We start from the raw sequence: 23,044 nt of genomic DNA, 5'->3' as shown, positions 1-23,044 counted from the left end.
GATGTAGCCGGAGACGGCAGAGGAGTCGAAATGGCAGGGGGGCAAGGCTATCGATTGTTTAATGTGCAGCTAGTGCATAAATCACAAGTTTCACCTTCGTTGTTGAGCCTGGTGTTTGGCGGTCCGGACATTGCAAACATGAAATGTGATGCACCCGATCAGCGCATCAAAATGCTTTTTCCGTCAGAGGACGGTTCAATCCCAACGTTGCCAGAGCAAGCACAGTGGTATCAGCTACTGCAAGAATTGCCCAAAGAGAAGCGGCCGATTGTGCGCACTTATACCTTGCGCCACGTCGATGCTGCGCGCCAGGAAGTGACGGTTGAATTCGTCAGCCATGGTACCGAAGGCCCGGCTTCTGCGTGGGCGATTGCCGCTGAAGCTGGCGACAAAATACAAATTGTCGCCCCGAATGCTGCTTATTCTGGTGACAGTGGTGGATATGAATGGACGCCGCCTCAGGGCCTGCGTCAGGCACTGATTATTGCCGATGAAACCGCATTGCCTGCGGCACGAGGCATTCTTGAACTGCTGGCGACGCAGCCAAATCCACCACAAATACAGGCATTTTTCGAGGTGCCAGAGCAGGGCGATTGTGTGGATTTAAGCGCATATAGCTTTGCCAGCATTCACTGGTTGCCGCGTAAAACCTCTAACGCGAGACACGGGGAGTGCTTGCTAAAAGCAGTCAGAGCCGACGCACAACTGCCTAAAACGGCGGGCGTTGCTGAAACGGTCAATGAGGAAGCCGAAGGTGAATTACTGTGGGATAAAGCCACGACCGCCAGCAATACGTTTTATGGCTGGGTTGCGGCAGAGTCGACGGTGGTGAAAATGCTGCGGCGATATTTGATAGGAGAATGTGGCGTGAACCATGATGCTATCAACTTTATGGCTTACTGGAGTAAAGGGCGGCAACGGTAAAGCAGTGTTTTAGCTAAGGCGGATAAGTTTGCGTTATCCGCCTTTGCGCAGTTTAAACTTTCTTCAATTCTGGCAGCAGCCGCATCGTGGTATTCACTATCTGCAACAGCTCTTCATAACTGGCATTTTCACGCGCACTGACTGACATCCCCTGAACGATACAACACAGATACTTCGCCAGTTTTCGGACACAGCTTTCAGACGGAATCTCGCCTCTTGCCTGGCGTTTGCTCAGAAAACGTATCAGCGTTTCTTCCTGCATGGCATGGCGGGCTTTGATCACGGCTGAAATATCATCCGAAGAGGTCGCCAGCACTGATGAAGTACAGATGATAAAGCAGCCCGCAGGTGTGTCTTTGTCGGTGAAAAGTTTCGCAACATGAGACAGATAATCTTCCAGAGCCTCTTCGAGACTGCGTTCTTCGCAGAATAAACACGCTTCGTGTTTTTGCGCAAAACGGGCGATATAACGATCCAGCACGGCGCGAAATAACCCCTCTTTATTGGTGAATTCGGCGTACAGCGTCGGGGCTTTCGCGCCGGTAGCTTCCACTAAATGCGCCATAGAAGTGGCTTCGTAGCCGTGTTGCCAGAACAAAGCCATGGCCTTGTCGAGTGCTGCTTCCCTGTCAAACACCTTCGGACGGCCACGGCTTTTTTTGATGCAACTTATATCAGATGACATATGTGCCGTTTAACCTTTGTCTGTTTAATGAACGATCATTATAAAAATAATAACACTCAGTAGCTATAGGCATTTAGGATAAAAATAAATTAATCCTATCGTAATGAAAAATAGTATGTTTATAAAATAATTAACGAGCGTTATAAAAATAATTTGACGTGTGATGAAGATCACGTTTATGATTTACCTATCGATCGTTAAGTAAATAACTTAACGACCTTACAAATCATCTGCTCAAGGTAAAAAATCATGAAAAACGTTAAAACTCTCATCGCTGCTGTGGTTCTTAGTTCAATCTCTTTCGCAAGCTTTGCCGCTGTTGAAGTTCAGGCAACACCAAATGGCCAACAGAAAGTCGGTACCATCACGGCAACTGGGGGGACAAACCTGGGTTCTCTGGAAGATCAACTGGCAGAAAAAGCAGATCAAATGGGTGCAAGCTCATACCGTATTACTTCAGTCACCGGTCCAAACACTTTGCACGGTACCGCGGTTATTTATAAATAAGACGCTGCCCTCTGAGCATTAACTCCGAATCTAAAAAAAAGGCCCTGTTGGAAAACAGGGCCTCAGATTGCTGACAAAGGGTGATAAATGTGTTTTGTAGGGTGGCTAAGCGTTAGCGTCATCCACCATTTACGCCAGTGGTGTCGGATGACGCTGCGCTTATCCGACCTACGAAGAAGTTTGTCATCAGTCTCAGACCCTGTTGAAAACCAGGGCCTCAGATTGCTGACAAAGGGTGATAAATGTGTTTTGTAGGGTGGATAAGCGTTAGCGTCATCCACCATTTACGCCCGTTGTGTCGGATGACGCTGCGCTTATCCGACCTACGAAGAAGTTTGTCATCAGTCTCGGGCCCTGTTGAAAACCAGGGCCTCAGATTGCTGACAAAGGGTGATAAATGTGTTTTGTAGGGTGGATAAGCGTTAGCGTCATCCACCATTTACGCCAGTGGTGTCGGATGACGCTGCGCTTATCCGACCTACGAAGAAGTTTGTCATCAGTCTCAGGCCCTGTTGAAACACAGGGCCTTTTCTATTGGGGAAAATCTAAATTTCGGTCGTTGTCGCAGGGTCTGCATTGACCATTACCGGCATGCCAGAACGGTGCTGCATGGCTTTTTCCATCACCACCGCGTCCGTTTCTGGTGCGGACTGGAACTGTTTCATCTGCTCATTGAGCACAATCGGCAGCACTTGCGGATTGTCATTAATATCTTTCGACAGCGGCTGATGGACTTCAACTAAACGGCTGCCGTCGGGTTCAATTGAGGTCTTAATCGCGGTATTAATGATGCGCACCTGCGTCCCGACCGGCATCTCTTTATACAGAGCTTTGATGTCGCCATCGCGCAGACGAATACAGCCAGAACTGACGCGCATACCGATACCAAAATCAGCATTTGTGCCGTGTAACAAGTAGACCCCGCCATAGGCCGCAAGGCGAATCGCATGGTGGCCCATCGGGTTATCCGGGCCGGCAGGCACTACCGCCGGGAGTTTAATGCCATTTGCCAGGTAGCGTGCGCGAATATTGGCGGTTGGTGTCCAGGTTGGGTTGGCGCGTTTGTCTGAAACGGTTGTCACCATGGTTGGCGTCACGGTATCTCCACCGAGTTGGCCAATACCAATCGGGTAAACGGTCACGCTGTTTTTTCCTGCCGGATAATAATAAACACGCAATTCAGCCAGGTTGAGTACCAACCCCTGGCGTGGTGCATCAGGTAACAGCATTTGGCGCGGAATTGTCAGCACACTTCCAGCGCGAGGGACATAAGGGTCAACCCCAGGGTTTGCCTGGAGCAAAGCCAGGAAGCCGACATTGTATTTTTTCGCAATCTCTTCCAGCGAACCGCCGTCATCCTTCACGACATGGAAAAAGTTCTTGCCGATTAATCGGCTTCCTTCTGGTGGCAAAGGATAAGAGTTGGCTACTGCCTGAAATGAGACCAGCGTTGCGCTAACCAGCATGATCGACGCCAGCCAGCGAACGACGCGTGCTTTGCGAGATGATGAAATGCTCTGAGAGGTAATCACAATAAACCCTATGAATAGTATGCATGTTATAAAAAGGTTAATTGATGATTATGACGGGAGTGCGTGTAGGGAAGTCCTGGCGGATTGAAAGGATGTGTAAATGTTACAAAGAGAGTGCCTTAGATAGAAAGCTCTAAGGCACTGCTGGCAGATTAAGCCGCTGCGTTCTGCGCGAGCTGCTGCATAAAGTTACGCACCCATTCCATCCGGGCTTTGCGGTCGGCGAGATCTTCAATAAATTTCAGGCGAGTTGGCCCATCCAGACGGTAGTGCTGAGGCTGTTTTTGCAGCAAGCCAATCAGCCAAACCGGATTGACATGGTTCTTCTCGGCAAACTCAATCACGCCACCTTTTTCGTTGCCTTCAATTTTACGCACCCCGAGTTTCTGCGCCTGCTGGCGCAACGCGGCAATATCCAGCAGGTTACGTGCGGGATCCGGCAGCAGGCCAAAGCGGTCAATTAACTCGACTTTTAACTCGTCCAGTTCATGCCCGGTTTTTGCACTGGCAATGCGTTTATAGAATGACAGTCGGGTATTGACGTCCGGGATAAAATCATCAGGCAACAGGGCAGGCATGCGCAGTTCAACTTCGGTCTGGCTGCTGGTCAAATCTTCCAGTGACGGCTCGCGGCCATCTTTAAGCGCATCGACCGCATTTTCCAGCATCTCCATATACAGCGAGAAACCGATGGTTTCCATCGAGCCGCTTTGGCCTTCGCCAAGTAACTCACCCGCACCACGAATCTCCAGGTCATGAGTCGCAAGCGCAAAACCGGCACCTAAATCTTCGAGAGAAGCGATAGCCTCCAGGCGTTTCTGTGCGTCGGTGGTCATTGCTTTTGGGTGCGGGGTTAACAACCATGCGTAAGCCTGGTGATGCGAACGCCCGACGCGGCCACGTAACTGGTGTAACTGCGCAAGGCCGAAATGATCGGCACGTTCGATGATAATGGTATTGGCAGTCGGAATATCGATACCCGTTTCAATAATCGTGGTACACACCAACACGTTAAAACGCTGGTGGTGGAAGTCGTTCATCACTCGTTCCAGTTCGCGTTCACGCATTTGCCCGTGACCAATGGTGATACGTGCTTCAGGCACTAATACCGCGAGGCGGTCTGCCGCCTTCTGGATGTTTTCCACATCGTTATAAAGATAGTAAACCTGGCCGCCACGCAGCACTTCACGCAGTATGGCTTCACGGACGACCAGTTCATCGTACTGGCGAACGAAGGTTTTCACCGCCAGGCGGCGTGCCGGAGGGGTGGCGATAATCGACAAATCGCGCATTCCGCTCATTGCCATATTCAGCGTGCGTGGAATCGGTGTTGCAGTTAGCGTCAGGATGTCGACATCGGCGCGCATCGCTTTAATCCGTTCTTTATGGCGCACGCCAAAACGATGCTCTTCATCGACAATCAGCAGGCCGAGATCTTTCATCTTCACATCATTTTGCAGCAGCTTATGGGTGCCGATAAGAATATCGACTTTCCCTTCGCTGGCTTCCTGCAGAATTTGCGCTTGCTCTTTGGCCGTGCGGAAACGCGATAACATTTCGATACGCACAGGCCAGTTGGCGAAGCGGTCACGGAAGTTATCCAGATGCTGTTGAGCGAGCAGGGTGGTCGGCACTAACACAGCAACTTGTTTGTGGTTTTCCACCGCGAGGAAGGCGGCGCGCATCGCCACTTCGGTTTTACCAAAGCCCACATCACCGCACACCAGTCTGTCCATTGCCAGCGGCTGGCACATGTCGCTCAATACCGCATTAATAGCCTGGGCCTGATCCGGTGTGGTTTCAAACGGGAAAGCATCACAGAACAGCTGATACTGTTCGCGGTCATGCTTAAACGCAAAACCTTGTTTTGCGGCACGCTGCGCATAAATATCCAGTAATTCTGCAGCCACATCGCGCACTTTCTCGGCGGCTTTTTGACGGGCGCGTGACCAGGCATCGCTGCCAAGTTTATGCAGCGGCGCATTTTCTTCGGCACCGCCCGCATAGCGGCTGATCAAATGCAGCGATGAAACCGGCACGTAAAGTTTGGCGTCGCCGTGATAGGTCAGCATCAGGTATTCAGCTGTTATGCCGCCCGCTTCAAGCGTGGTTAATCCAGCATAACGCCCAACGCCATGTTCAAGATGCACCACCGGCTGGCCGGTATGTAGCTCAGCCAGGTTACGAATCAAGGTATCCGGGTTGATGGTACGGCGGCTATCCTGACGGCGGCGGCTGACGCGTTCACCCAACAGGTCGCTTTCGCAAATCAATGCACGGTTGCGCAGGGTATCGATAAACCCATGCTCGCTGGAACCCTGCATCAAATAACGGCCATTATCGGCGGCTTCATCAAGACGATAGATGCGCTTTGGCGCCACTTTTATCCGTGATAGCAGCTCACCCAGTGCTTCACGTCGGCCTTCACTTTCTACGGAAAACACCACCGGGCCGGCGAACGACTCAAGGAATCTACGCAGGTTATCGAGCGGGGCTTTTTGCTGTGCCTGAACAGAAAGGTCAGGCAGGGCGCGATAACCCAGATTGGTGAACGCGGCTTTGTCCGCTAACGATTCGGTTTTGAGCTGAATACGCGGCCAGGCTTTTAACTCGCTGAACAGTTCGTCCACGCGCAGCCACAGGCTTTCTGGCGGCAGCAACGGGCGCATCGGGTCGACGCCGCGATTTTCGAAACGGGCAAACGTATCCTGCCAGAAACGATCGGCGCTGGTTTCGATATCGCCGGTATTAATCAGCAGAGTATTTTTGGGGAAGTAACTAAACAGCGCTGGTAATGGCTCGCTAAAGAATAACGGCTGCCAGTACTCAATCCCCGCCGGGAGCGTGCCTTTGCTGACTTGCTGATAGATATGCTCAGGTTCACGCTTCACGTCAAACTTGTCGCGCCACTGGCTACGGAACAGCTCGATGGCGTTTTTATCGGTCGGGAATTCGTGTGCGGGAAGTAAATTAATGGCGTCGACTTCTTCGAGCGTGCGCTGGGTGTCGACATCAAACACGCGCAGACTGTCGATTTCGTCATCAAAGAAGTCGATGCGATAAGGCTGGTCACTACCCATCGGGTAGAGATCAAGCAACGCGCCACGGGTGGCAAATTCACCGTGTTCCATTACCTGATCGACGCTGCGATAACCTGCTTGTTCTAACTGGCTGCGCAAATTATCACGTGATAATTGCTGCCCTTTGTTCATCACTAGCGCATGGCCGTGCAAAAAATTGTGCGGGCAAACGCGCTGCATCAGGGTGTTCACCGGCAGAATCAACACGCCGCGCTGCATGGTTGGCAACTGATAGAGCGTGGATAAACGCGAAGAAATAATTTCCTGATGCGGCGAGAAACTGTCGTACGGCAGCGTTTCCCAGTCGGCAAGATTCACCACCAGGCTTTCCGTAAACTGAGTTATCTCGTCATGCAGGCGCAAGGCGTTCTGCATATCCGGCGCGATAAGCACTACCGGGCCATTATGGCGCTCGACGATTTCGGCTACTTCAGTTGCACAGGCAGAACCGGTGAGTTCACCAAGCTGGCGTTGATCGCCAGCTTTAACAGGTAAGGAATAGCGATAATTTTCAGGCATAGAAGATATCAATATCTCTCAGGTTGCATCTTTTTTGTGGGGCTATAGTTCGCAGACGCGTCAAGAAGTTGCCTTGTATTATCCGCGATCGTTTAGCCAATCGCAAAGCCTGCGGAGATTTCGTCCTTCCAGCCAAAGCTCGCTTAACGTGTGTCGGTCGCTACCACCATTTTCGCTGGCGGTGAAAAGAACATATCACCGCACAGGGTGCGCGATAATTTTCTGAATCCTAAGCCCAACAAGGTACATATCGCCAGGCTGGCAAACGGATAAACCAACAAGATGGCGAGCAACAGGTTACCCGAAATTCGCCCTGCGCTAATTTGCCCCAGCATAAACAAGCTCAACGCTTCAATCACGATGCGGTGAGTGGTGTAAATCGCGATGGTATTGGAACCTACAATATTCAGAAATGCATCGGAACGGCATTCACGCCAGCTATCCAGTAGATAAAACAGCTTCATAATGACAAAAATCGACAATACGGAAATCATCACTGGAATGTTAACCAGATACAACGCAGCAGAGAGCAGGGCAGTGGCTGCGAACATCAAAGGATGCTGGCGAAGATTAAACGCTTTCATTGCGCTCATCAGTTGCGGGCCAAACCACGCGCCAAGCCCGTAGTAACACATATTGCGCACCACGCTGTTCATTCCCCACCACGGTAGCGGCATAAAGCTAATCACCACATTCACTGCCAGCAGCAACATGATGACCGGGACTTTGTAGCGGCGCAGGCTTTTGAAAATCACAAAATAGAGCAGTAGCGCGTAGAGATACCAAAGGCTGGTACTGGCTTTTGCCATGCTGGTGGCAAATTGCAGCAGATTTTCTGAGTAGACCGCGTTGGACGCCGGGTTACGCACCAGTTCCGGTGCCAGCCATTGGTTAATTAACGAGATGCCCAGCCACTGCAACACGCCCCATAACAGCAGGACATAAAAGATATTCCAGATGCGTTTATCAATGCAGTCGCGCCATTTTACCTTCTCAATGTAGCGGGTGATGAGAAAGCCGGAAATAAAGAAGAAAACCGGCATGCGGAAAGGGGCGAGATATAAATTCAGGTAAATCCAGCTTTTGGCGATGACCTCCGCAAGCCCGGTCTGTTGCTGCACCAGATGCGGGTAAAAGGTGATGACCGAGTGATATATAACGACAAGGCAGATGCACAATCCCTTGATATGGTTGATCCACAATTGTTTGTCTTTCATGTGCCAGGAATACCTTCAGTTGGCTTTTATTTGTTTTTAGGGTGGAAGAATGGCGGGCTTTTTATTATCTGATTTGTCTGTTTTTGTAATAATCTGGAAAATTTCGGAAATTCCGCAGGGACAATTAATGACCATTTCTGCGCAGCATTGCTGCGAAAACAAGATGTTAGGAGATTGATTTAAAAGGTATTTCACTTGTTCTGAAAAAACAAAAAAACGTTATGTTTCATTTACTTGATACGTTATCGCTTATATACTTCTCGGCAACTTTGCATCCGCAACTGCAACAAGACGGAATACATGTATCAACCTGTCGCGTTATTTATAGGCCTGCGCTACATGCGTGGGCGAGCAGCTGACCGCTTCGGTCGCTTCGTCTCCTGGCTGTCAACTATCGGCATTACGCTTGGCGTGATGGCGTTAGTCACCGTGCTTTCCGTGATGAACGGTTTTGAGCGTGAGCTGCAAAACAACATTCTTGGGCTAATGCCGCAAGCGATCATCACCTCGCCTGGCGGCTCGATTAATCCTGAAACGCTTCCAGCAAAAGACCTCAACCTTGAAGGCGTCACGCGAGTTGCCCCCATTACCACGGGTGATGTAGTGCTGCAAAGCGCACGTAGCGTCGCCGTCGGGGTGATGCTGGGCGTGAAGCCAGAAGAGAAAGATCCACTTTCGCCATTTCTGGTCAACGTTAAGCAGACCGACCTGGTCGCCGGGAAGTACAACATCATTCTGGGCGAACAACTTGCCGGGCAACTGGGTATAAAACGTGGTGACAGCATCCGCGTTATGGTGCCATCTGCCAGCCAGTTTACGCCGATGGGGCGCTTGCCAAGCCAGCGTCTGTTCACCGTGATTGGCACCTTCGCGGCAAACAGTGAAGTCGACGGTTACCAAATGTTGGTCAACCAGCAAGACGCCTCGCGCCTGATGCGTTATCCGGCGGGCAATATTACCGGCTGGCGTTTATGGCTGGCCGAACCGCTGAAAGTTGATGTGCTGAGCCAACAAACCTTGCCGCAAGGCACCGAATGGAAAGACTGGCGCGAACGTAAAGGCGAGCTGTTCCAGGCGGTGCGCATGGAAAAAAATATGATGGGGTTGCTATTAAGCCTGATTGTGGCGGTTGCCGCCTTTAACATCATTACGTCGCTCGGTTTGCTGGTGATGGAGAAACAAGGTGAAGTTGCCATTCTTCAGACTCAGGGGCTAACACGTCGCCAAATTATGGCGGTGTTTATGGTGCAAGGGGCGAGTGCGGGCGTGATTGGCGCTCTGCTGGGGGCGCTATTAGGCGCGTTACTTGCCAGCCAGTTGAACAATTTAATGCCGATTATTGGCGCGTTGCTGGATGGTGCCGCGCTGCCCGTCGCCATCGACCCTGTACAAGTTATTGTGATTGCGATTATCGCTATGGCGGTCGCTCTGTTATCCACGCTTTATCCTTCGTGGCGCGCTGCCGCTACACTTCCCGCTGAGGCTTTACGTTATGAGTAATTCTGTCCTGTTGCAGTGTGACAAGCTGTGCAAACGCTATCAGGAAGGCAAAGTGCAAACGGACGTGTTGCATGATGTCAGCTTCAGCATCAATACCGGCGAGTTAATGGCGATTGTCGGTAGCTCTGGTTCCGGCAAAAGTACCTTGCTGCATCTGCTGGGCGGGCTGGATACCCCCACTTCTGGCGATGTGATTTTCAATGGCAAGGCGATGAGTGCGATGTCGTCTGCCGCCAAAGCAGAATTGCGTAACCGCGAACTCGGTTTCATCTACCAGTTCCACCATTTGCTGCCTGATTTTACCGCGATGGAAAACGTCGCCATGCCGCTGCTTATCGGCAAAAAATACCCTGATGAAACAAAGCAACGCGCGCTGGAAATGCTCAAAGCTGTGGGGCTTGACCATCGCAGTAATCACCGTCCTTCCGAGCTGTCCGGCGGTGAGCGCCAGCGTGTAGCGATTGCCCGCGCGCTGGTGAATAACCCACGCCTGGTGCTGGCGGATGAGCCGACGGGTAACCTCGATGCGCGTAACGCAGACAGCATTTTTGAACTGCTTGGCGAATTGAATGTGCGCCAGGGAACTGCATTCCTGGTGGTGACCCACGACTTGCAACTGGCACGTCGAATGTCTCGTCAGCTTGAAATGCGCGATGGCCGCTTGACCAGCGAACTGACTTTGATGGGAGCCCATTAATGGCTTCGCCACTGTCACTGCTTATTGGTTTGCGTTTTAGCCGCGGGCGTCGTCGCAGCGGCATGGTGTCATTGATTTCTGTCATCTCTACTCTGGGTATTGCTTTGGGTGTGGCGGTGCTGATTGTCGGTTTAAGTGCGATGAATGGTTTTGAGCGTGAGCTGAACAACCGCATTCTGGCGGTGGTGCCGCACGGTGAAATCGAGCCGGTTAATCAGCCATTCCATGACTGGAGCGGCGTATTACAGCGCGTTGAGAAAGTGAAAGGCATTGCAGCAGCGGCACCGTATATCAACTTTACAGGCCTGGTAGAAAACGGGCCGAATCTGCGCGCTATTCAGGTAAAAGGTGTTGATCCCGCTCAGGAAGTTCGCCTTAGTGCTTTGCCTCAATATGTGCAAAACAACGCGTGGCAGAATTTTAAAGCCGGTCAGCAACAGATTATTATCGGTAAAGGTGTTGCCGATGCCCTGAAAGTGAAACAGGGCGACTGGATCTCGATCATGATCCCGAACAGCGATGGTGGCACCAAACTGCTGCAACCGAAGCGTGTGCGCCTGCAAGTTGCAGGTATTTTGGCGCTCAGCGGCCAGCTTGATCATAGTTTTGCGATGGTGCCCATGGCGGATGCGCAGAGCTATTTAGATATGGGCGACAGCGTCACAGGTATTGCCATCAAAGTGAATGATGTGTTTAACGCCAACCAACTGGTGCGTGATGCCGGTGAAGTGACCAACGCTTACGTGTACATCAAAAGCTGGATTGGCACCTACGGTTACATGTACCGCGATATCCAGATGATTCGCGCCATCATGTATCTGGCGATGGTGCTGGTGATCGGCGTGGCCTGTTTTAATATCGTCTCTACGCTGGTGATGGCGGTGAAAGACAAAAGTAGTGATATCGCCGTGTTGCGAACGTTGGGGGCGAAAGACGGTTTGATTCGCGCGATTTTCGTCTGGTACGGTCTGCTAGCGGGGTTGTTCGGTAGCGTAAGCGGGGTGATTGTCGGCGTGTTAGCCTCCTGGCAATTAACCAATATTATCCGCGTGATTGAAAAACTAATCGGCCATCAATTCCTGTCAGGCGATATCTACTTTATTGATTTCTTGCCATCAGAACTTCACTGGCTGGACGTATTCTATGTACTGATCACAGCCTTGTTACTGAGTTTGCTCGCCAGTTGGTATCCGGCTCGCCGTGCCAGTAATATCGATCCAGCTCGGGTATTAAGCGGACAATAAATTCTAAAAACTGAGGGGAGCGGCAAATCGATGTACTACGGATTTGACATTGGCGGCACGAAAATGGCTCTTGGAGTTTATGATACTGAACGCCGGTTACAGTGGGAAAAGCGCGTTCCTACGCCACACGATAGCTACGAGAACTTCCTGGCGGCTATCGTTTCCATGGTACAGGAAGCCGATAGCCGTTTTGGTACTAAAGGGTCGGTAGGCATCGGTATTCCGGGTATGCCGGTCACCGACGATGGCACGTTGTATGCGGCAAACGTGCCCGCAGCCAGCGGCAAACCTGTGCAGGCCGACTTGAGCGCGATGCTTGAGCGTGACGTGCGGATGGATAACGACGCTAACTGCTTTGCGCTGTCCGAAGCCTGGGATGACGAGTTCCGTGATTATCCGGTGGTGATGGGCTTAATCCTCGGCACTGGTGTCGGTGGTGGCATCATCGTCAACGGCAAATCCATTACCGGGCGTAACTACATTACTGGCGAGTTCGGCCATACCCGTCTGCCGGTTGATGCGCTCAACGTGCTGGGGCGTGATATTCCGCTTACGCGTTGTGGTTGTGGTCAGCATGGCTGTATCGAAAACTATCTTTCAGGCCGTGGATTTGCGTGGGTTTACCAACACTTCTACTCTGAAGCACTGGATTCCAAAGAAATCGTTGCTCGCTATCGTGCGGGTGATGAGAACGCTGTGGCGCACGTCGAACGTTTCGTAGAGCTGTTGGCTTGCTGCCTGGGCAGCCTGTTAACGGCAATCGATGCGCATCTGGTGGTCATCGGCGGTGGGTTATCTAACTTTACTGAGCTGTACCAGCTACTGCCTGAGCGTTTACCTAAGTATCTTTTGCCCGTAGCAAAAGTACCGCGCATTGAACCGGCTCGTCATGGTGATGCCGGTGGCATGCGTGGTGCGGCATTCCTCCATCTCACGGAGTAACTTATGTTATCGCGTCGTCAACATCGGCTCAGCCGGTTCAGAAAAACCAAACGCTTGCTCAGGCAGCGTTTGCGTCAGCGTGCTTTTTTCAGAGACATTCCTGGACCTGAAGCGATGGAAAAACCCAGAGTAGTGGTACTGACCGGCGCGGGTATTTCCGCCGAGTCAGGGATTAGGACTTTCCGTGCAACCGATGGCTTGTGGGAAGAACATCGGGTAGAAGACGTGGCAACGCCGGAAGGCTTCGCCCGTGACCCGCAATTAGTGCAAGCGTTTTATAATGCGCGCCGCCAGCAGCTTCAGCAGGCAGAAATTAAACCTAATGCGGCTCATCTTGCATTGGCGCGGCTTGAGGAAGAGCTAGGCGACCACTTCCTGTTAGTGACGCAAAATATCGATAACCTGCATGAGCGTGCCGGTAATAAAAATATTATCCATATGCATGGCGAGCTGCTGAAAGTACGTTGTGCGCAAAGCGGACAAGTTATTGAGTGGAAAGGTGACATCACCCCGCAGGATCGCTGCCATTGCTGCCAGCTTTCTGCGCCGCTGCGCCCACATGTTGTCTGGTTTGGTGAAATGCCGCTCGGTATGGATAACATTTATCAGGCGCTGGCGACGGCAGATTACTTTATTGCCATCGGCACGTCCGGGCACGTCTATCCGGCTGCCGGTTTTGTCCACGAAGCCCGCTTGCAAGGCGCTCATACCGTTGAACTGAATCTTGAACCGAGCCAGGTTGGCAGCGAGTTCGAAGAGAAGTTTTATGGTTTAGCCAGTGAAGTGGTGCCGGAGTATGTGGATAGATTGTTGAAAGGGCTTTCTTAAAACCATCCTCACCCTAACCCTCTCCTTTGGGCTGTCTCTTAGTCACATCTTTGTGAGACGGTTCCTGCCGATTCGGAGACGGTTCCGTTCACCAGGCGACAGCGTGTTAATGTCGCCACTGAACCGGTGAACGTCTTAGGGTGACCACCGTCGTCACCCTAAGAACCCGGACTCCCGGCAAATCAATCGCCGCAAGCGGTAAACACCGTTTTTCACCCAACATTCGGGGTCGTTCGCGACGCGTTCCCGACGATCGCTCTCTCACGTGGTTCCCGACCACGTGACCCCAACTGAAGGGTAAAAAACGGCGCGATTGAAGCCGGAACACAAGGTCAACGTCAAAACCCAAAGACCACACCGAGCCGGTTTTGACCTTGTTCCCGGTATAAATTGCCCCAGTGTTCCCCATAAGTCAGGGTTGAGCTGCCGGGAGTCGCGAACGACGCTGATGTTGGGGATAAGCTGGGGTTTACCGCGCAGCGGCAATTTAATGACCGGGTGCCTGGATTATCAAGGGGTTGGCGTTAACCCCTTGATACGTTCACCGTTTTCGGGAATTACAGAGATAACAGAACGCACGCGTGAACGGAAAATCAACGAGGCATACAGGTCTCACCCTGACAAAATGCCCGGGTGAGTTATGTATAAGAGACAGCCTTGAAGGAGAGGGGATACTCCGGTGGGACCGTCGGGTGTGCTCCCTCTCCTTTGGGAGAGGGCCGGGGTGAGGGGATACATCAACGCTAAACTCAGCGTCCCGCCTTCAACTTCTGAAAGTAATTCTCATAAATCGCACTGGCATCGCCGACATCGTTCTGCCACTCGCCATTTTTCAACACTGCTTCATCCGGATAGAGCGTCTTATCGCCTGATATTTCTTTTGGCAGCAGCTTACGTGCTTCGAGGTTTGGCGTCGGGTAACCGATCGTTTCTGCGACCTGTTTTGCCACATCCGGGCGCAGCAGGAAGTTAATCAGTTTCAGCGCACCGTCGACGTTTTTGGCATTGGCCGGAATGGAAAGGTTATCCATCCAGAAAATCCCACCTTCTTTCGGCCAGACGATTTCCAGCGGCGTGCCAGCCTGGCGGGCAACAAACGCAGAACCATTCCACACCATGCCGAGATTCACTTCGCCTTCCATAAATGGGTTGGCTGGGTTATCCGAGTTGAAAGCTGCCACGTTTGGCATCAGCTTTTGCAGTTCGTGATAAGCCGCTTCAATCTCTTTCGGGTCAGTGGTGTTGCCGGAATAACCCAGTTTGCGTAATGCGACCTGGAACACTTCACGTGCATCATCAGTCAACAGCAAACTTTGTTTGTATTCTGGCTTCCACAAATCTGCCCAACTGGTGACCGTTTTCGGGTCGATGGCATCGCTGTTTACGCCAATTGCCGTAGCACCCCAGATGTAGGGAATGGAGTAATCGTTATTGGGATCGAACGGCTTGTTGAGCATCTCAGGGGCGAGATTTTTGAAATTGCTCAGCTTGCTTTTATCGATCTTTTGGATCATGCCTTCTTTGCGCATTTTCGCCACAAAGTAAGTTGATGGCACCACTAAATCATAGGCACCGTCTTTATAAGTTTTGAGCTTGGCGTACATGGTTTCATTCGACTCGTAAGTCGAATAAATCACTTTGATGCCGGTTTCTTTAGTGAACTGTTCAAGCAGGCCTGGCGGCACATACTCGGTCCAGTTATAGAAATAGAGCGTCTTGCTGTCATCGGCATGTGCAGCGCCGAAACTCAGTACCAGTGCGCTAGCAGCTAGCAGGTGGCGTGGCCATTTGGTCATTTTAACGTCCCCTGAATTTTGGTTTTATCACGAAGAATAAGCTGACTGGCAACCACCAGGACCAGCGAGAGTACCAACAGAATAGTAGCCAGCGCGTTCACCTCAGGTGAAACGCCGACCTTCACCATTGAGTAAATTTTCAATGGCAAAATTTCATAACTTGGCCCAGTGACGAATGAGGAAACCACCACATCATCCATCGACAGGGTAAAACTAAGCAACCAACCCGCGGCTACCGCAGGCATCGCCAGCGGCATCAGGATCTTGCGCAAAATCGTAATTTCGCTGGCACCTAAATCTTTCGCAGCTTCCAGCATCCGTACATCAAACCCTTTGAGTCGCGAATAGACGGTGACAACCACAAATGGCAGGCAGAAAGTGATGTGTGAAAACAGCAGCGACCAAAAGCCAAGCGAAACGCCGAGCAGCATAAACAACACCAGCAGTGAAATCGCCATCACGATATCAGGCGACATCATCACCACAAATAGCATACCGCTGACGAATGGCTTGCCGCGAAAACGGTAGCGATACAGCGCCACGGCAGTCAGCGAGCCAATCAGCGTTGCCACCGTGGCGGAAACCACCGCCATCGTCAGCGAGTGTTGAGCGGCTTGCAGCAGACTGTCGTTGTTCATCAGCAGGCTATACCACTTGCCCGTAAAGCCTTGCCAGTTAATACCGAAACGCGAACTGTTAAACGAATTGACGATCAAAATGATAATCGGGATGTACAAATACGCGTAGATGGCGCTCATAAAGCCGCCACGGAGCAGGCGACCGATCATTCTAATTCCACCTTCTTATTCAGCAAACTGGCGGCACGCCAGTAAATCAGCAGCATCAGGCCCATCACCAGCGTGAGGGTAATGCTGGTCGCCGCGCCAAATGGCCAGTCGCGGATGTTCAGGAACTGGCTTTTTATGACGTTACCAATCAGCAGGTTTTTCGCGCCACCCATTAAGTCGGAAACGTAAAACAGCCCCATCGCGGGCAGCATCACTAACAAGCACCCGGCAATAATGCCCGGCATGGTGAGCGGAATAATAATGCGGATAAAGGTTTGTAGTTTGCTGGCACCTAAATCACGCGCCGCTTCCAGCAGCGGTTTATCGAGCTTTTCAATGCTCGAGTACAGTGGCATTACCATAAATGGTAGCAGGATATACACCAGGCCAAGGATGACGGCGCTTTCGGTGTACATGATACGAATCGGCGTATCAATCACCCCAAGCCACAGCAAAAACTCATTCATAACCCCTTTGGTGCTGAGGAAAATTTTCAGCCCGTAGATACGAATTAATGAGTTGGTCCAGAAGGGAACGATCAGCAAAAACAACAATAAAGGGCGCACACGTTCCGGTAATCGCGCAAGGAACCAGGCAAACGGATAACCCAACACCAGGCAGGCGAGGGTAGCAATCACCGCCATATTGAGCGAGTGCAGCAACACCTGTGCATATAAAGGGTCAGCAAGCCGGGTGTAATTATCCAGAGTGAAAACCATGCTGACGAAATTAGCGTCATCACGGGTCAGGAAACTGGTGCCGATGATCATCAGATTGGGCAGGAACACGAACAGCACCAGCCAACCGACGACAGTGGCGATCACAACGTTCTGGAATTTACGCGAGCTCTTCATCTGCCAGCACGACCTCCCAACTTTCAACCCAGTTTATCGACATTTTCTGGTCGAGCGTGTGGTCAAAATCAGGGTCATCTTCATTGAAGAATTCGCTGACCATCACCATTTTGCCGTTTTCCAGCTCGACATTAGATTCCAGCGTCATGCCTTTATAGTTACGTTCTCGCACATAGCCGATTAAACCATCGGCCACATGATTCTCGTTTATTTCTTCCACACGCAGATCTTCAGGGCGCAACAACACTTTCAAATGCTGGCCGACCGTAACCGGCATGCTCGCGTAAATGTGGCATTCGCGACCTTCAACGAAGGCCCGAACGCGCTGTTCATCGACTCGTTCGATAACAGTCGCATCAAAAATGTTGATTTCACCGATAAAGCTCGCCACGAACAGGTTTTTCGGTTCTTCGTAAATTTCGCGTGGCGTGCCGTCTTGCTCAATGCGGCCATTACGCATCACCACAATCCGGTCGGACATAGTTAACGCTTCTTCCTGGTCGTGAGTGACGAATACGAAAGTAATGCCGAGTTTGCGTTGCAGCGCTTTTAATTCGTTCTGCATCTGCTTGCGTAATTTGTAATCAAGCGCGGAAAGCGACTCATCAAGCAATAATAGACGCGGTTTATTGACCACCGCCCGCGCAATGGCCACACGCTGTTGCTGGCCACCAGAAAGCTGATGCGGTAAACGTCGTGCATATTCCTCTAACTGCACCATTTTCAACGCTTCGGTCACGCGTGGGGTAATCTCGGCGGCGGGTGTTTTCTGCATCCGTAAACCGAAAGCGACGTTTTCAAAAACGGTCATATGAGGAAACAGCGCGTAGCTCTGGAAGACGGTATTGACGTGGCGGTGCTCGGCTGGAACCTGCGTGATATCCTGGCCATCAAGTGAGATCGTGCCAGAATCCGCGCTTTCCAGTCCGGCGATGATGCGCAGCACCGTGGTTTTGCCGCAGCCGGAAGGGCCAAGGAGTGTCAGAAATTCACCATTATTGATGGTGAGGGATAAATCAGAAATAACGGTTTTACCCTCAAAGCTCTTATCTACGCCTGCCAGTTCTACCAGCGGCGAGAGCGAACATTGCAGTGTCTTCAATTTTTTACGCTGTCCCATATAAGACGCATCAAATTTCGGGCTGATGCGGGGTTTGTGATTAACCACCTTGCGGTTTTTGCACGTTGAGTAAGGGCAAGCATTCTACGGCAAAGCATTGAAATCGCCAATGCTTGCTGCCTTTCAGCCGTTTGAATTTGATTGGTATTCAAGCAGCAAACACCAAATCCGCTCGCATTGCATTACATTCGTGACTATTTTCATCTCTGGTAGGTTAAAAGTGACCTGACGCAATATTTGCATTTGTGGCTTACTGATAATGAAGTCACAAAAATTGAGGATAGCGACATGGATAAATTACTTGACCGATTCTTACATTATGTCTCTTTGGATACACAGTCCAAATCCGGCGTAAAACAAGTTCCCAGCACCGAAGGGCAGTGGAAGTTGTTGCGGTTACTGAAAGAGCAAATGGAAGAGATGGGTTTGGTGAATGTGACGCTAGGCGATCATGGCACCGTGATGGGGACGCTACCGTCTAATGTGGATAAAAAAGTCCCTGCCATCGGCTTTATCTCCCACGTAGATACCGCGCCTGATTTTTCAGGTAAAAACGTCAATCCACAAATTGTAGAAAATTATCGCGGTGGCGACATCGCGCTGGGGATTGGTGATGAAGTGCTGTCACCAGTGATGTTCCCTGTGCTGCACCAGTTGCTGGGGCAAACGCTGATTACCACCGATGGTAAAACGCTACTTGGCGCTGACGATAAAGCCGGTGTTGCCGAAATCATGACGGCACTTGCGGTAATGAAAGAGAAAAATGTTCCGCACGGTGATATTCGAGTGGCTTTCACGCCAGATGAAGAAGTCGGCAAAGGTGCTAAACACTTTGACGTTGAAGCATTCGATGCTCAGTGGGCATATACCGTAGATGGCGGTGGAGTCGGTGAGCTGGAGTGTGAGAACTTCAACGCAGCCTCAGTGACTATCAAGATCGTCGGCAACAATGTTCACCCTGGTTCTGCGAAAGGGGTGATGGTCAACGCGCTTTCGCTTGCCGCCCGCATTCATGCTGAAGTGCCGGCTAATGAAAGCCCTGAATGCACTGAAGGCTACGAAGGTTTTTATCATCTTCATGGCATGAAAGGGTCGGTTGACCGCGCAGAAATGCACTACATCATCCGCGATTTTGACCGCGAACAGTTCGAAGCGCGTAAACGCAAGATGATGGATATCGCCAAAAAAGTGGGTAAAGGATTACATCCGGATTGTTACATTGAGTTGGTTATCGACGACAGTTATTACAACATGCGCGAGAAAGTTGCTGAGCACCCTTACATTGTGGACGTGGCACAGCAGGCGATGCGCGATTGCGATATAGAACCTATTCTGAAACCAATTCGCGGCGGCACCGATGGCGCACAGTTGTCATTTAAAGGTTTGCCTTGCCCGAACCTGTTTACCGGCGGCTATAACTACCACGGCAAACACGAGTTTGTGACGCTGGAAGGGATGGAAAAAGCGGTAGCGGTGATTGTCAGGATTGCGGAGCTGACGGCAGAGCAGGGGTGATATAACCAATTGCTGGTGGGGCGGTAGATAATAAAGGGGCGGAAGCCCCTTTATTATTAGCTTATGAATAATATGACAGTCTGTTTAGTGCCAGGTGCGGACGTTATCTAACGATGTAACTCGATTGTCACCATCTCTAGATTTCATCATAACAACCTTATTCGCATACACTTTGCCCAGAATTGATACAAGTATTTTGCGAAATCAGGCGTGCGAGTAATCATGAGAGCTTACGGATTAAAATTACGATGAAAGTGATACTGGTGAGGCATGCAGAAACCGAGTGGAATCTGAACAGGATTATTCAGGGGCATAGCGATAGCATCATAACTCCTCGGGGTATGAGAGAAACATCTGCATTAGTGACAACGCTTGTTGAAAGAGCATATCCAATAGAGTGTATTTACAGTTCACCACTTGAGCGTGCATGGCTGATGGGCGTGAGTTTGGCGGAAGGTCTTCACTGCCCATTAATCATGGAACCGTCCCTTAAAGAACAGGCTTTTGGTCTTTTTGAAGGGATCGCATCAGAGCGACTAACACGCTGTAATCCGGATGATGCAAATGCGTTATTCGAGCGCGATGCAAATTATTGCCCCCCAGCGGGGGAGACACTGGCTCAGGCTTCTCACCGAATAATACATTTCTTACATAATCTGCAAGAAGCTAAAGAATATCAGACGGTATGTATTGTTTCTCATGGGCATGTTAGCCAAGGTGTTCTGGCGCAGCTAAAAGAAGGGGTTATCGATAATTTTCCTCGTTATGCCCAACCAAACGCGAGTTACTCTGTTTTTGAACTCGTTGACGGGAAATGTACAGGGCTTCGATGGGGAATTTCTACACATCTATTGAAACTAGAAAGATAGATGCTTTTTGGGGCATGAGACGTTATTCAGGCGAGCAATATAATTTCCACTCTTCGCTCATAGCTGACGTTCGTTCATGGCTTTCAGGAAGTCTCGCTTAGGCGAACTCCAGGCCACTAAAACGCCTTCCATACATATAGTATTCCCTTTGGCAATAAATCTTGGTAGTGGCTAGAGCTATGTATTTTTTCACCATAATTAAAAAATACATTCTAAATAGCCACCATCAAAAAATAATTACACCATAACTAAATATAATTCAGTAACTCAGTATTTATATAAAATAAATAACGTTTAAAGTAACTGCTAATAACTCTTGAAATCCCAAATGCCAGTTTTCATTTAATTGTGACCCACGCCGAAAATTTTCGGTTTCCAATAATTAAGCACAGTTCCACTGTTGACTTGTACAGTGCTTTTGGCAGAGAGTAAGCAGATGGAAAGATATTATCCAAAATAATTCGAGTTGCATTGAGGTGGCAAGCCAACACCGGTGCAGTTCGAAGTATGAAGGGTATTAAATGAATCGCCCCCGCCTGGTGCTGTAACACCAAACGAGGGCTAACCACAATCGTTATGGAGACTAACGTTATGGCTATCGCCGATAGTAACACATTCGCTCGTCCTGAAATCACTGCTACTCAATCCATTATTGCGGGAGATATCGCAGCTTTATTAAAAATACCGTTGGGTGTCACGCATGATTTATTTCAGGTAGTGGATATTTGCCAACGTTATGCTGATGAATTAATCGAAGTTCATAATCACGCTGAATATATAGCGTTGTGCGGGCGTTTACTGGCGGGGTTGAATGTACTGAAAGTAGTTTTAAAGTCGCCGTTGCCAAAACATCTAATTGAACAATTAACGGTGAATGAAAATAATTTTGCTGAATGTCGCAATCCACTTTCAACAGATTCAGAGACCACCTGTGAATATTGTTCCGCATTAACCATGGTTTTATTGAACCAGCAAATAATGCCTGAGCAGCAGGAACAGATCAGCGAATTGTTATTTGAATTACTGACTATGCTGGCTGAGGATTTGAAGGTGCCGCGTTTTATTCGTACGACGACAGGGCTGGCAATGATAGATGGTGAGGCTATACCAGGCATTCATTAAATACCCGTCGCCCTTCAAGATGCAGGGTTGTTGGCTGCTCTCATTCACCCGAATCACTTACTTGAGTAAGCTCATCGGGATTTACTCGATTGCCGCCTACCTGCATCTTGAAGTAGCTTGGGTATTACCACCCGGTGTTCCTGGCTCTCAGCCAGAAAGTGGCTGAGAGCTAGAAGAGAGGGATCAATCCTCGAAGTACCAGTATCCGCTGTTGACCAGCGCGGCTAACATCGCCAGGAACGACGGGTCTTCCAGTGCATCACCAAACATTTCTGCTTTGAGAGTGATATTGCTCGCCAGTGCTTCAAGAGCCGGGCGGTGTGGGCTGTCAATTTTCTCGCCGTTGACGTAAATCTCATCGGCAATGCGCAGCACGCGTAAGCCACCCAAACGAGTAATCGCGTCACCCTGTTTCAGCGCGTCGTAAATCTCATCGGGCTGATATGGCGGTTCTGGCGGAGCCACATCCAGTTCATGTCGTGACTGGGATACGAACTCACCGAACCAGGTTTTGAAGTGCTCAGGCTGATTGATCAGTTCAAGCATCATCTCGCGTAACTTATCCATTTCCTGCGGCAGAACATCCGCAGGATGCTGGCGCGCAGGCACGTCAGGGTCGGTATAACGCTGGCTGCCCAGTTCACGTTGCAGCACATAATCGGCAAAACCACTGATCAGCTCGCGGCCACTTGGCGCGCGGAAACCGACAGAGTAGTTCATCGAGTTTTCCAGCGAGTAGCCTTCGTGTGGGAAACCTGGTGGGATATAGAGAATATCGCCCGGCTCCATCTCTTCGTCGATGATGGCGTCGAACGGTTCAACTTGCAGCAAATCAGGATGCGGGCAGTGCTGTTTCAGGGCGACTTTTTCCCCGACACGCCAGCGACGGCGGCCAACACCCTGAATGATAAATACGTCGTACTGGTCGTAATGCGGGCCAACGCCGCCGCCAGGCACCGAGAACGAAATCATTAAATCGTCAATTCGCCAGTCCGGCAGCGCGCGGAACGGGCGCATTAACCGCGCACTTTGTTCGTGCCAGTGGTTAACCGCCTGCACCAGTAAAGACCAGTTGTTTTCGCCCAGATGATCGTAGCTCTGGAATGGGCCGTGGCTGACTTGCCATCTGCCGTCGTTATGGCTGACCAGGCGGCTGTCCACCTCGTTTTCCATGGCAAGGCCTGCCAGTTCATCCGGGGAGATTGGGTCGATGAAGTTTTTGAAGCCACGTTTTAGAACCACCGGGCGTTTTTGCCAGTAGTTCGCGATGAAATCGGGCCAATTTAGGTCGAGTTGATAGTCCAT

19 protein-coding genes are annotated in these 23,044 nt (G+C 50.5%); 10 read left to right on the top strand and 9 right to left on the bottom strand.

Annotated elements, in window-relative coordinates; genetic code table 11:
• Positions 1-30 precede the first annotated feature (30 nt).
• On the top strand, positions 31-924 hold the full coding sequence (locus EC843_RS16625) for a siderophore-interacting protein (RefSeq protein WP_133522654.1): 894 nt from the start codon (positions 31-33) through the stop codon (positions 922-924).
• 52 nt (positions 925-976) lie between these two features.
• On the opposite strand, the gene EC843_RS16620 is transcribed toward EC843_RS16625, so the two are convergent.
• Complete coding sequence (locus tag EC843_RS16620; RefSeq protein WP_121813853.1) at positions 977-1,609, bottom strand: TetR/AcrR family transcriptional regulator; 633 nt, start codon at positions 1,607-1,609, stop codon at positions 977-979.
• A gap of 249 nt (positions 1,610-1,858) precedes the next feature.
• Between EC843_RS16620 and bhsA the strand changes: the two genes are divergently transcribed.
• On the top strand, positions 1,859-2,116 hold the full coding sequence (bhsA, locus tag EC843_RS16615; RefSeq protein ID WP_064547777.1) for a multiple stress resistance protein BhsA: 258 nt from the start codon (positions 1,859-1,861) through the stop codon (positions 2,114-2,116).
• A gap of 545 nt (positions 2,117-2,661) precedes the next feature.
• On the opposite strand, the gene EC843_RS16610 is transcribed toward bhsA, so the two are convergent.
• From EC843_RS16610 to EC843_RS16600, 3 genes are all read right to left on the bottom strand, one after another.
• A complete protein-coding gene (locus tag EC843_RS16610) occupies positions 2,662-3,582 on the bottom strand; it encodes a L,D-transpeptidase family protein (RefSeq protein WP_064547775.1) in 921 nt (306 codons plus the stop codon).
• A 218-nt stretch (positions 3,583-3,800) separates the two neighbouring features.
• Positions 3,801-7,247: a transcription-repair coupling factor gene (mfd, locus tag EC843_RS16605; protein ID WP_133522653.1), complete on the bottom strand. Its 3,447-nt coding sequence runs from the start codon at positions 7,245-7,247 to the stop codon at positions 3,801-3,803.
• Positions 7,248-7,390: 143 nt separating this feature from the next.
• Entirely contained in the window at positions 7,391-8,464 is a 1,074-nt protein-coding gene (locus tag EC843_RS16600) for an acyltransferase family protein (protein ID WP_133522652.1), read from the bottom strand.
• Between the two features lie 300 nt (positions 8,465-8,764).
• Between EC843_RS16600 and lolC the strand changes: the two genes are divergently transcribed.
• From lolC to cobB, 5 genes are read left to right on the top strand one after another with little or no spacing between them, the layout of a single operon-like run.
• Positions 8,765-9,964, top strand: coding sequence for a lipoprotein-releasing ABC transporter permease subunit LolC (gene lolC / locus EC843_RS16595; RefSeq protein WP_121815384.1), 1,200 nt, complete (start codon positions 8,765-8,767; stop codon positions 9,962-9,964).
• On the top strand, positions 9,957-10,661 hold the full coding sequence (lolD, locus tag EC843_RS16590) for a lipoprotein-releasing ABC transporter ATP-binding protein LolD (RefSeq protein WP_133522651.1): 705 nt from the start codon (positions 9,957-9,959) through the stop codon (positions 10,659-10,661). Before lolC ends, lolD begins: the two co-directional genes overlap by 8 nt.
• Complete coding sequence (gene lolE, locus EC843_RS16585) at positions 10,661-11,905, top strand: lipoprotein-releasing ABC transporter permease subunit LolE (protein ID WP_064547765.1); 1,245 nt, start codon at positions 10,661-10,663, stop codon at positions 11,903-11,905. Before lolD ends, lolE begins: the two co-directional genes overlap by 1 nt.
• A 30-nt stretch (positions 11,906-11,935) precedes the next feature.
• A complete protein-coding gene (gene nagK / locus EC843_RS16580; protein ID WP_133522650.1) occupies positions 11,936-12,847 on the top strand; it encodes an N-acetylglucosamine kinase in 912 nt (303 codons plus the stop codon).
• 3 nt (positions 12,848-12,850) lie between these two features.
• On the top strand, positions 12,851-13,675 hold the full coding sequence (cobB, locus tag EC843_RS16575) for a Sir2 family NAD+-dependent deacetylase (protein WP_133522649.1): 825 nt from the start codon (positions 12,851-12,853) through the stop codon (positions 13,673-13,675).
• 749 nt (positions 13,676-14,424) lie between these two features.
• Here cobB and potD read toward each other — a convergent pair.
• The 4 genes from potD to potA are packed head-to-tail and all read right to left on the bottom strand — an operon-like array spanning position 14,425 to position 18,233.
• A complete protein-coding gene (potD, locus tag EC843_RS16570) occupies positions 14,425-15,471 on the bottom strand; it encodes a spermidine/putrescine ABC transporter substrate-binding protein PotD (RefSeq protein WP_133522648.1) in 1,047 nt (348 codons plus the stop codon).
• Positions 15,468-16,259 (bottom strand): spermidine/putrescine ABC transporter permease PotC, encoded by a 792-nt coding sequence (gene potC / locus EC843_RS16565; protein ID WP_133522647.1) that lies wholly within the window; start codon positions 16,257-16,259, stop codon positions 15,468-15,470. Before potC ends, potD begins: the two co-directional genes overlap by 4 nt.
• The gene (potB, locus tag EC843_RS16560) at positions 16,256-17,113 is read right to left on the bottom strand and encodes a spermidine/putrescine ABC transporter permease PotB (RefSeq protein ID WP_064547746.1); all 858 of its coding nucleotides are present in this window, start codon (positions 17,111-17,113) and stop codon (positions 16,256-16,258) included. Before potB ends, potC begins: the two co-directional genes overlap by 4 nt.
• The gene (gene potA / locus EC843_RS16555) at positions 17,097-18,233 is read right to left on the bottom strand and encodes a spermidine/putrescine ABC transporter ATP-binding protein PotA (RefSeq protein WP_133522646.1); all 1,137 of its coding nucleotides are present in this window, start codon (positions 18,231-18,233) and stop codon (positions 17,097-17,099) included. The genes potB and potA overlap by 17 nt, the downstream gene beginning before the upstream one ends.
• A gap of 288 nt (positions 18,234-18,521) precedes the next feature.
• On the opposite strand from potA, the gene pepT reads away from it, so the two are divergent.
• From pepT to EC843_RS16540, 3 genes are all read left to right on the top strand, one after another.
• Entirely contained in the window at positions 18,522-19,748 is a 1,227-nt protein-coding gene (gene pepT, locus EC843_RS16550; RefSeq protein ID WP_133522645.1) for a peptidase T, read from the top strand.
• Between the two features lie 248 nt (positions 19,749-19,996).
• Positions 19,997-20,617, top strand: a complete 621-nt coding sequence (locus EC843_RS16545) for a histidine phosphatase family protein (RefSeq protein WP_133522644.1) — start codon at positions 19,997-19,999, stop codon at positions 20,615-20,617.
• A 591-nt stretch (positions 20,618-21,208) separates the two neighbouring features.
• Entirely contained in the window at positions 21,209-21,739 is a 531-nt protein-coding gene (locus tag EC843_RS16540) for a hypothetical protein (RefSeq protein WP_133522643.1), read from the top strand.
• A 183-nt stretch (positions 21,740-21,922) separates the two neighbouring features.
• Here the strand turns inward: EC843_RS16540 and EC843_RS16535 are convergent, their stop codons facing one another.
• Positions 21,923-23,044, bottom strand: coding sequence for a cupin domain-containing protein (locus tag EC843_RS16535; RefSeq protein ID WP_064547722.1), 1,122 nt, complete (start codon positions 23,042-23,044; stop codon positions 21,923-21,925).

Origin of the sequence: Buttiauxella sp. JUb87 (assembly GCF_004361975.1) — a bacterium.
In the GTDB taxonomy this organism is placed as follows: domain Bacteria; phylum Pseudomonadota; class Gammaproteobacteria; order Enterobacterales; family Enterobacteriaceae; genus Buttiauxella; species Buttiauxella ferragutiae.
The sequence above is the reverse complement of the archived record's forward strand: the minus strand, read 5'-3'. Positions and strand labels throughout refer to the sequence as shown.

Coding starts and splice junctions, on each gene's coding strand:
- EC843_RS16625 (WP_133522654.1), top strand. CDS start 31: ATGGCAGGGGGGCAAGGCTATCGATTGTTTAATGTGCAGCTAGTGCAT.
- EC843_RS16620 (WP_121813853.1), bottom strand. CDS start 1,609: ATGTCATCTGATATAAGTTGCATCAAAAAAAGCCGTGGCCGTCCGAAG.
- bhsA (WP_064547777.1), top strand. CDS start 1,859: ATGAAAAACGTTAAAACTCTCATCGCTGCTGTGGTTCTTAGTTCAATC.
- EC843_RS16610 (WP_064547775.1), bottom strand. CDS start 3,582: ATGCTGGTTAGCGCAACGCTGGTCTCATTTCAGGCAGTAGCCAACTCT.
- mfd (WP_133522653.1), bottom strand. CDS start 7,247: ATGCCTGAAAATTATCGCTATTCCTTACCTGTTAAAGCTGGCGATCAA.
- EC843_RS16600 (WP_133522652.1), bottom strand. CDS start 8,464: ATGAAAGACAAACAATTGTGGATCAACCATATCAAGGGATTGTGCATC.
- lolC (WP_121815384.1), top strand. CDS start 8,765: ATGTATCAACCTGTCGCGTTATTTATAGGCCTGCGCTACATGCGTGGG.
- lolD (WP_133522651.1), top strand. CDS start 9,957: ATGAGTAATTCTGTCCTGTTGCAGTGTGACAAGCTGTGCAAACGCTAT.
- lolE (WP_064547765.1), top strand. CDS start 10,661: ATGGCTTCGCCACTGTCACTGCTTATTGGTTTGCGTTTTAGCCGCGGG.
- nagK (WP_133522650.1), top strand. CDS start 11,936: ATGTACTACGGATTTGACATTGGCGGCACGAAAATGGCTCTTGGAGTT.
- cobB (WP_133522649.1), top strand. CDS start 12,851: ATGTTATCGCGTCGTCAACATCGGCTCAGCCGGTTCAGAAAAACCAAA.
- potD (WP_133522648.1), bottom strand. CDS start 15,471: ATGACCAAATGGCCACGCCACCTGCTAGCTGCTAGCGCACTGGTACTG.
- potC (WP_133522647.1), bottom strand. CDS start 16,259: ATGATCGGTCGCCTGCTCCGTGGCGGCTTTATGAGCGCCATCTACGCG.
- potB (WP_064547746.1), bottom strand. CDS start 17,113: ATGAAGAGCTCGCGTAAATTCCAGAACGTTGTGATCGCCACTGTCGTC.
- potA (WP_133522646.1), bottom strand. CDS start 18,233: ATGGGACAGCGTAAAAAATTGAAGACACTGCAATGTTCGCTCTCGCCG.
- pepT (WP_133522645.1), top strand. CDS start 18,522: ATGGATAAATTACTTGACCGATTCTTACATTATGTCTCTTTGGATACA.
- EC843_RS16545 (WP_133522644.1), top strand. CDS start 19,997: ATGAAAGTGATACTGGTGAGGCATGCAGAAACCGAGTGGAATCTGAAC.
- EC843_RS16540 (WP_133522643.1), top strand. CDS start 21,209: ATGGCTATCGCCGATAGTAACACATTCGCTCGTCCTGAAATCACTGCT.
- EC843_RS16535 (WP_064547722.1), bottom strand. CDS start 23,044: ATGGACTATCAACTCGACCTAAATTGGCCCGATTTCATCGCGAACTAC.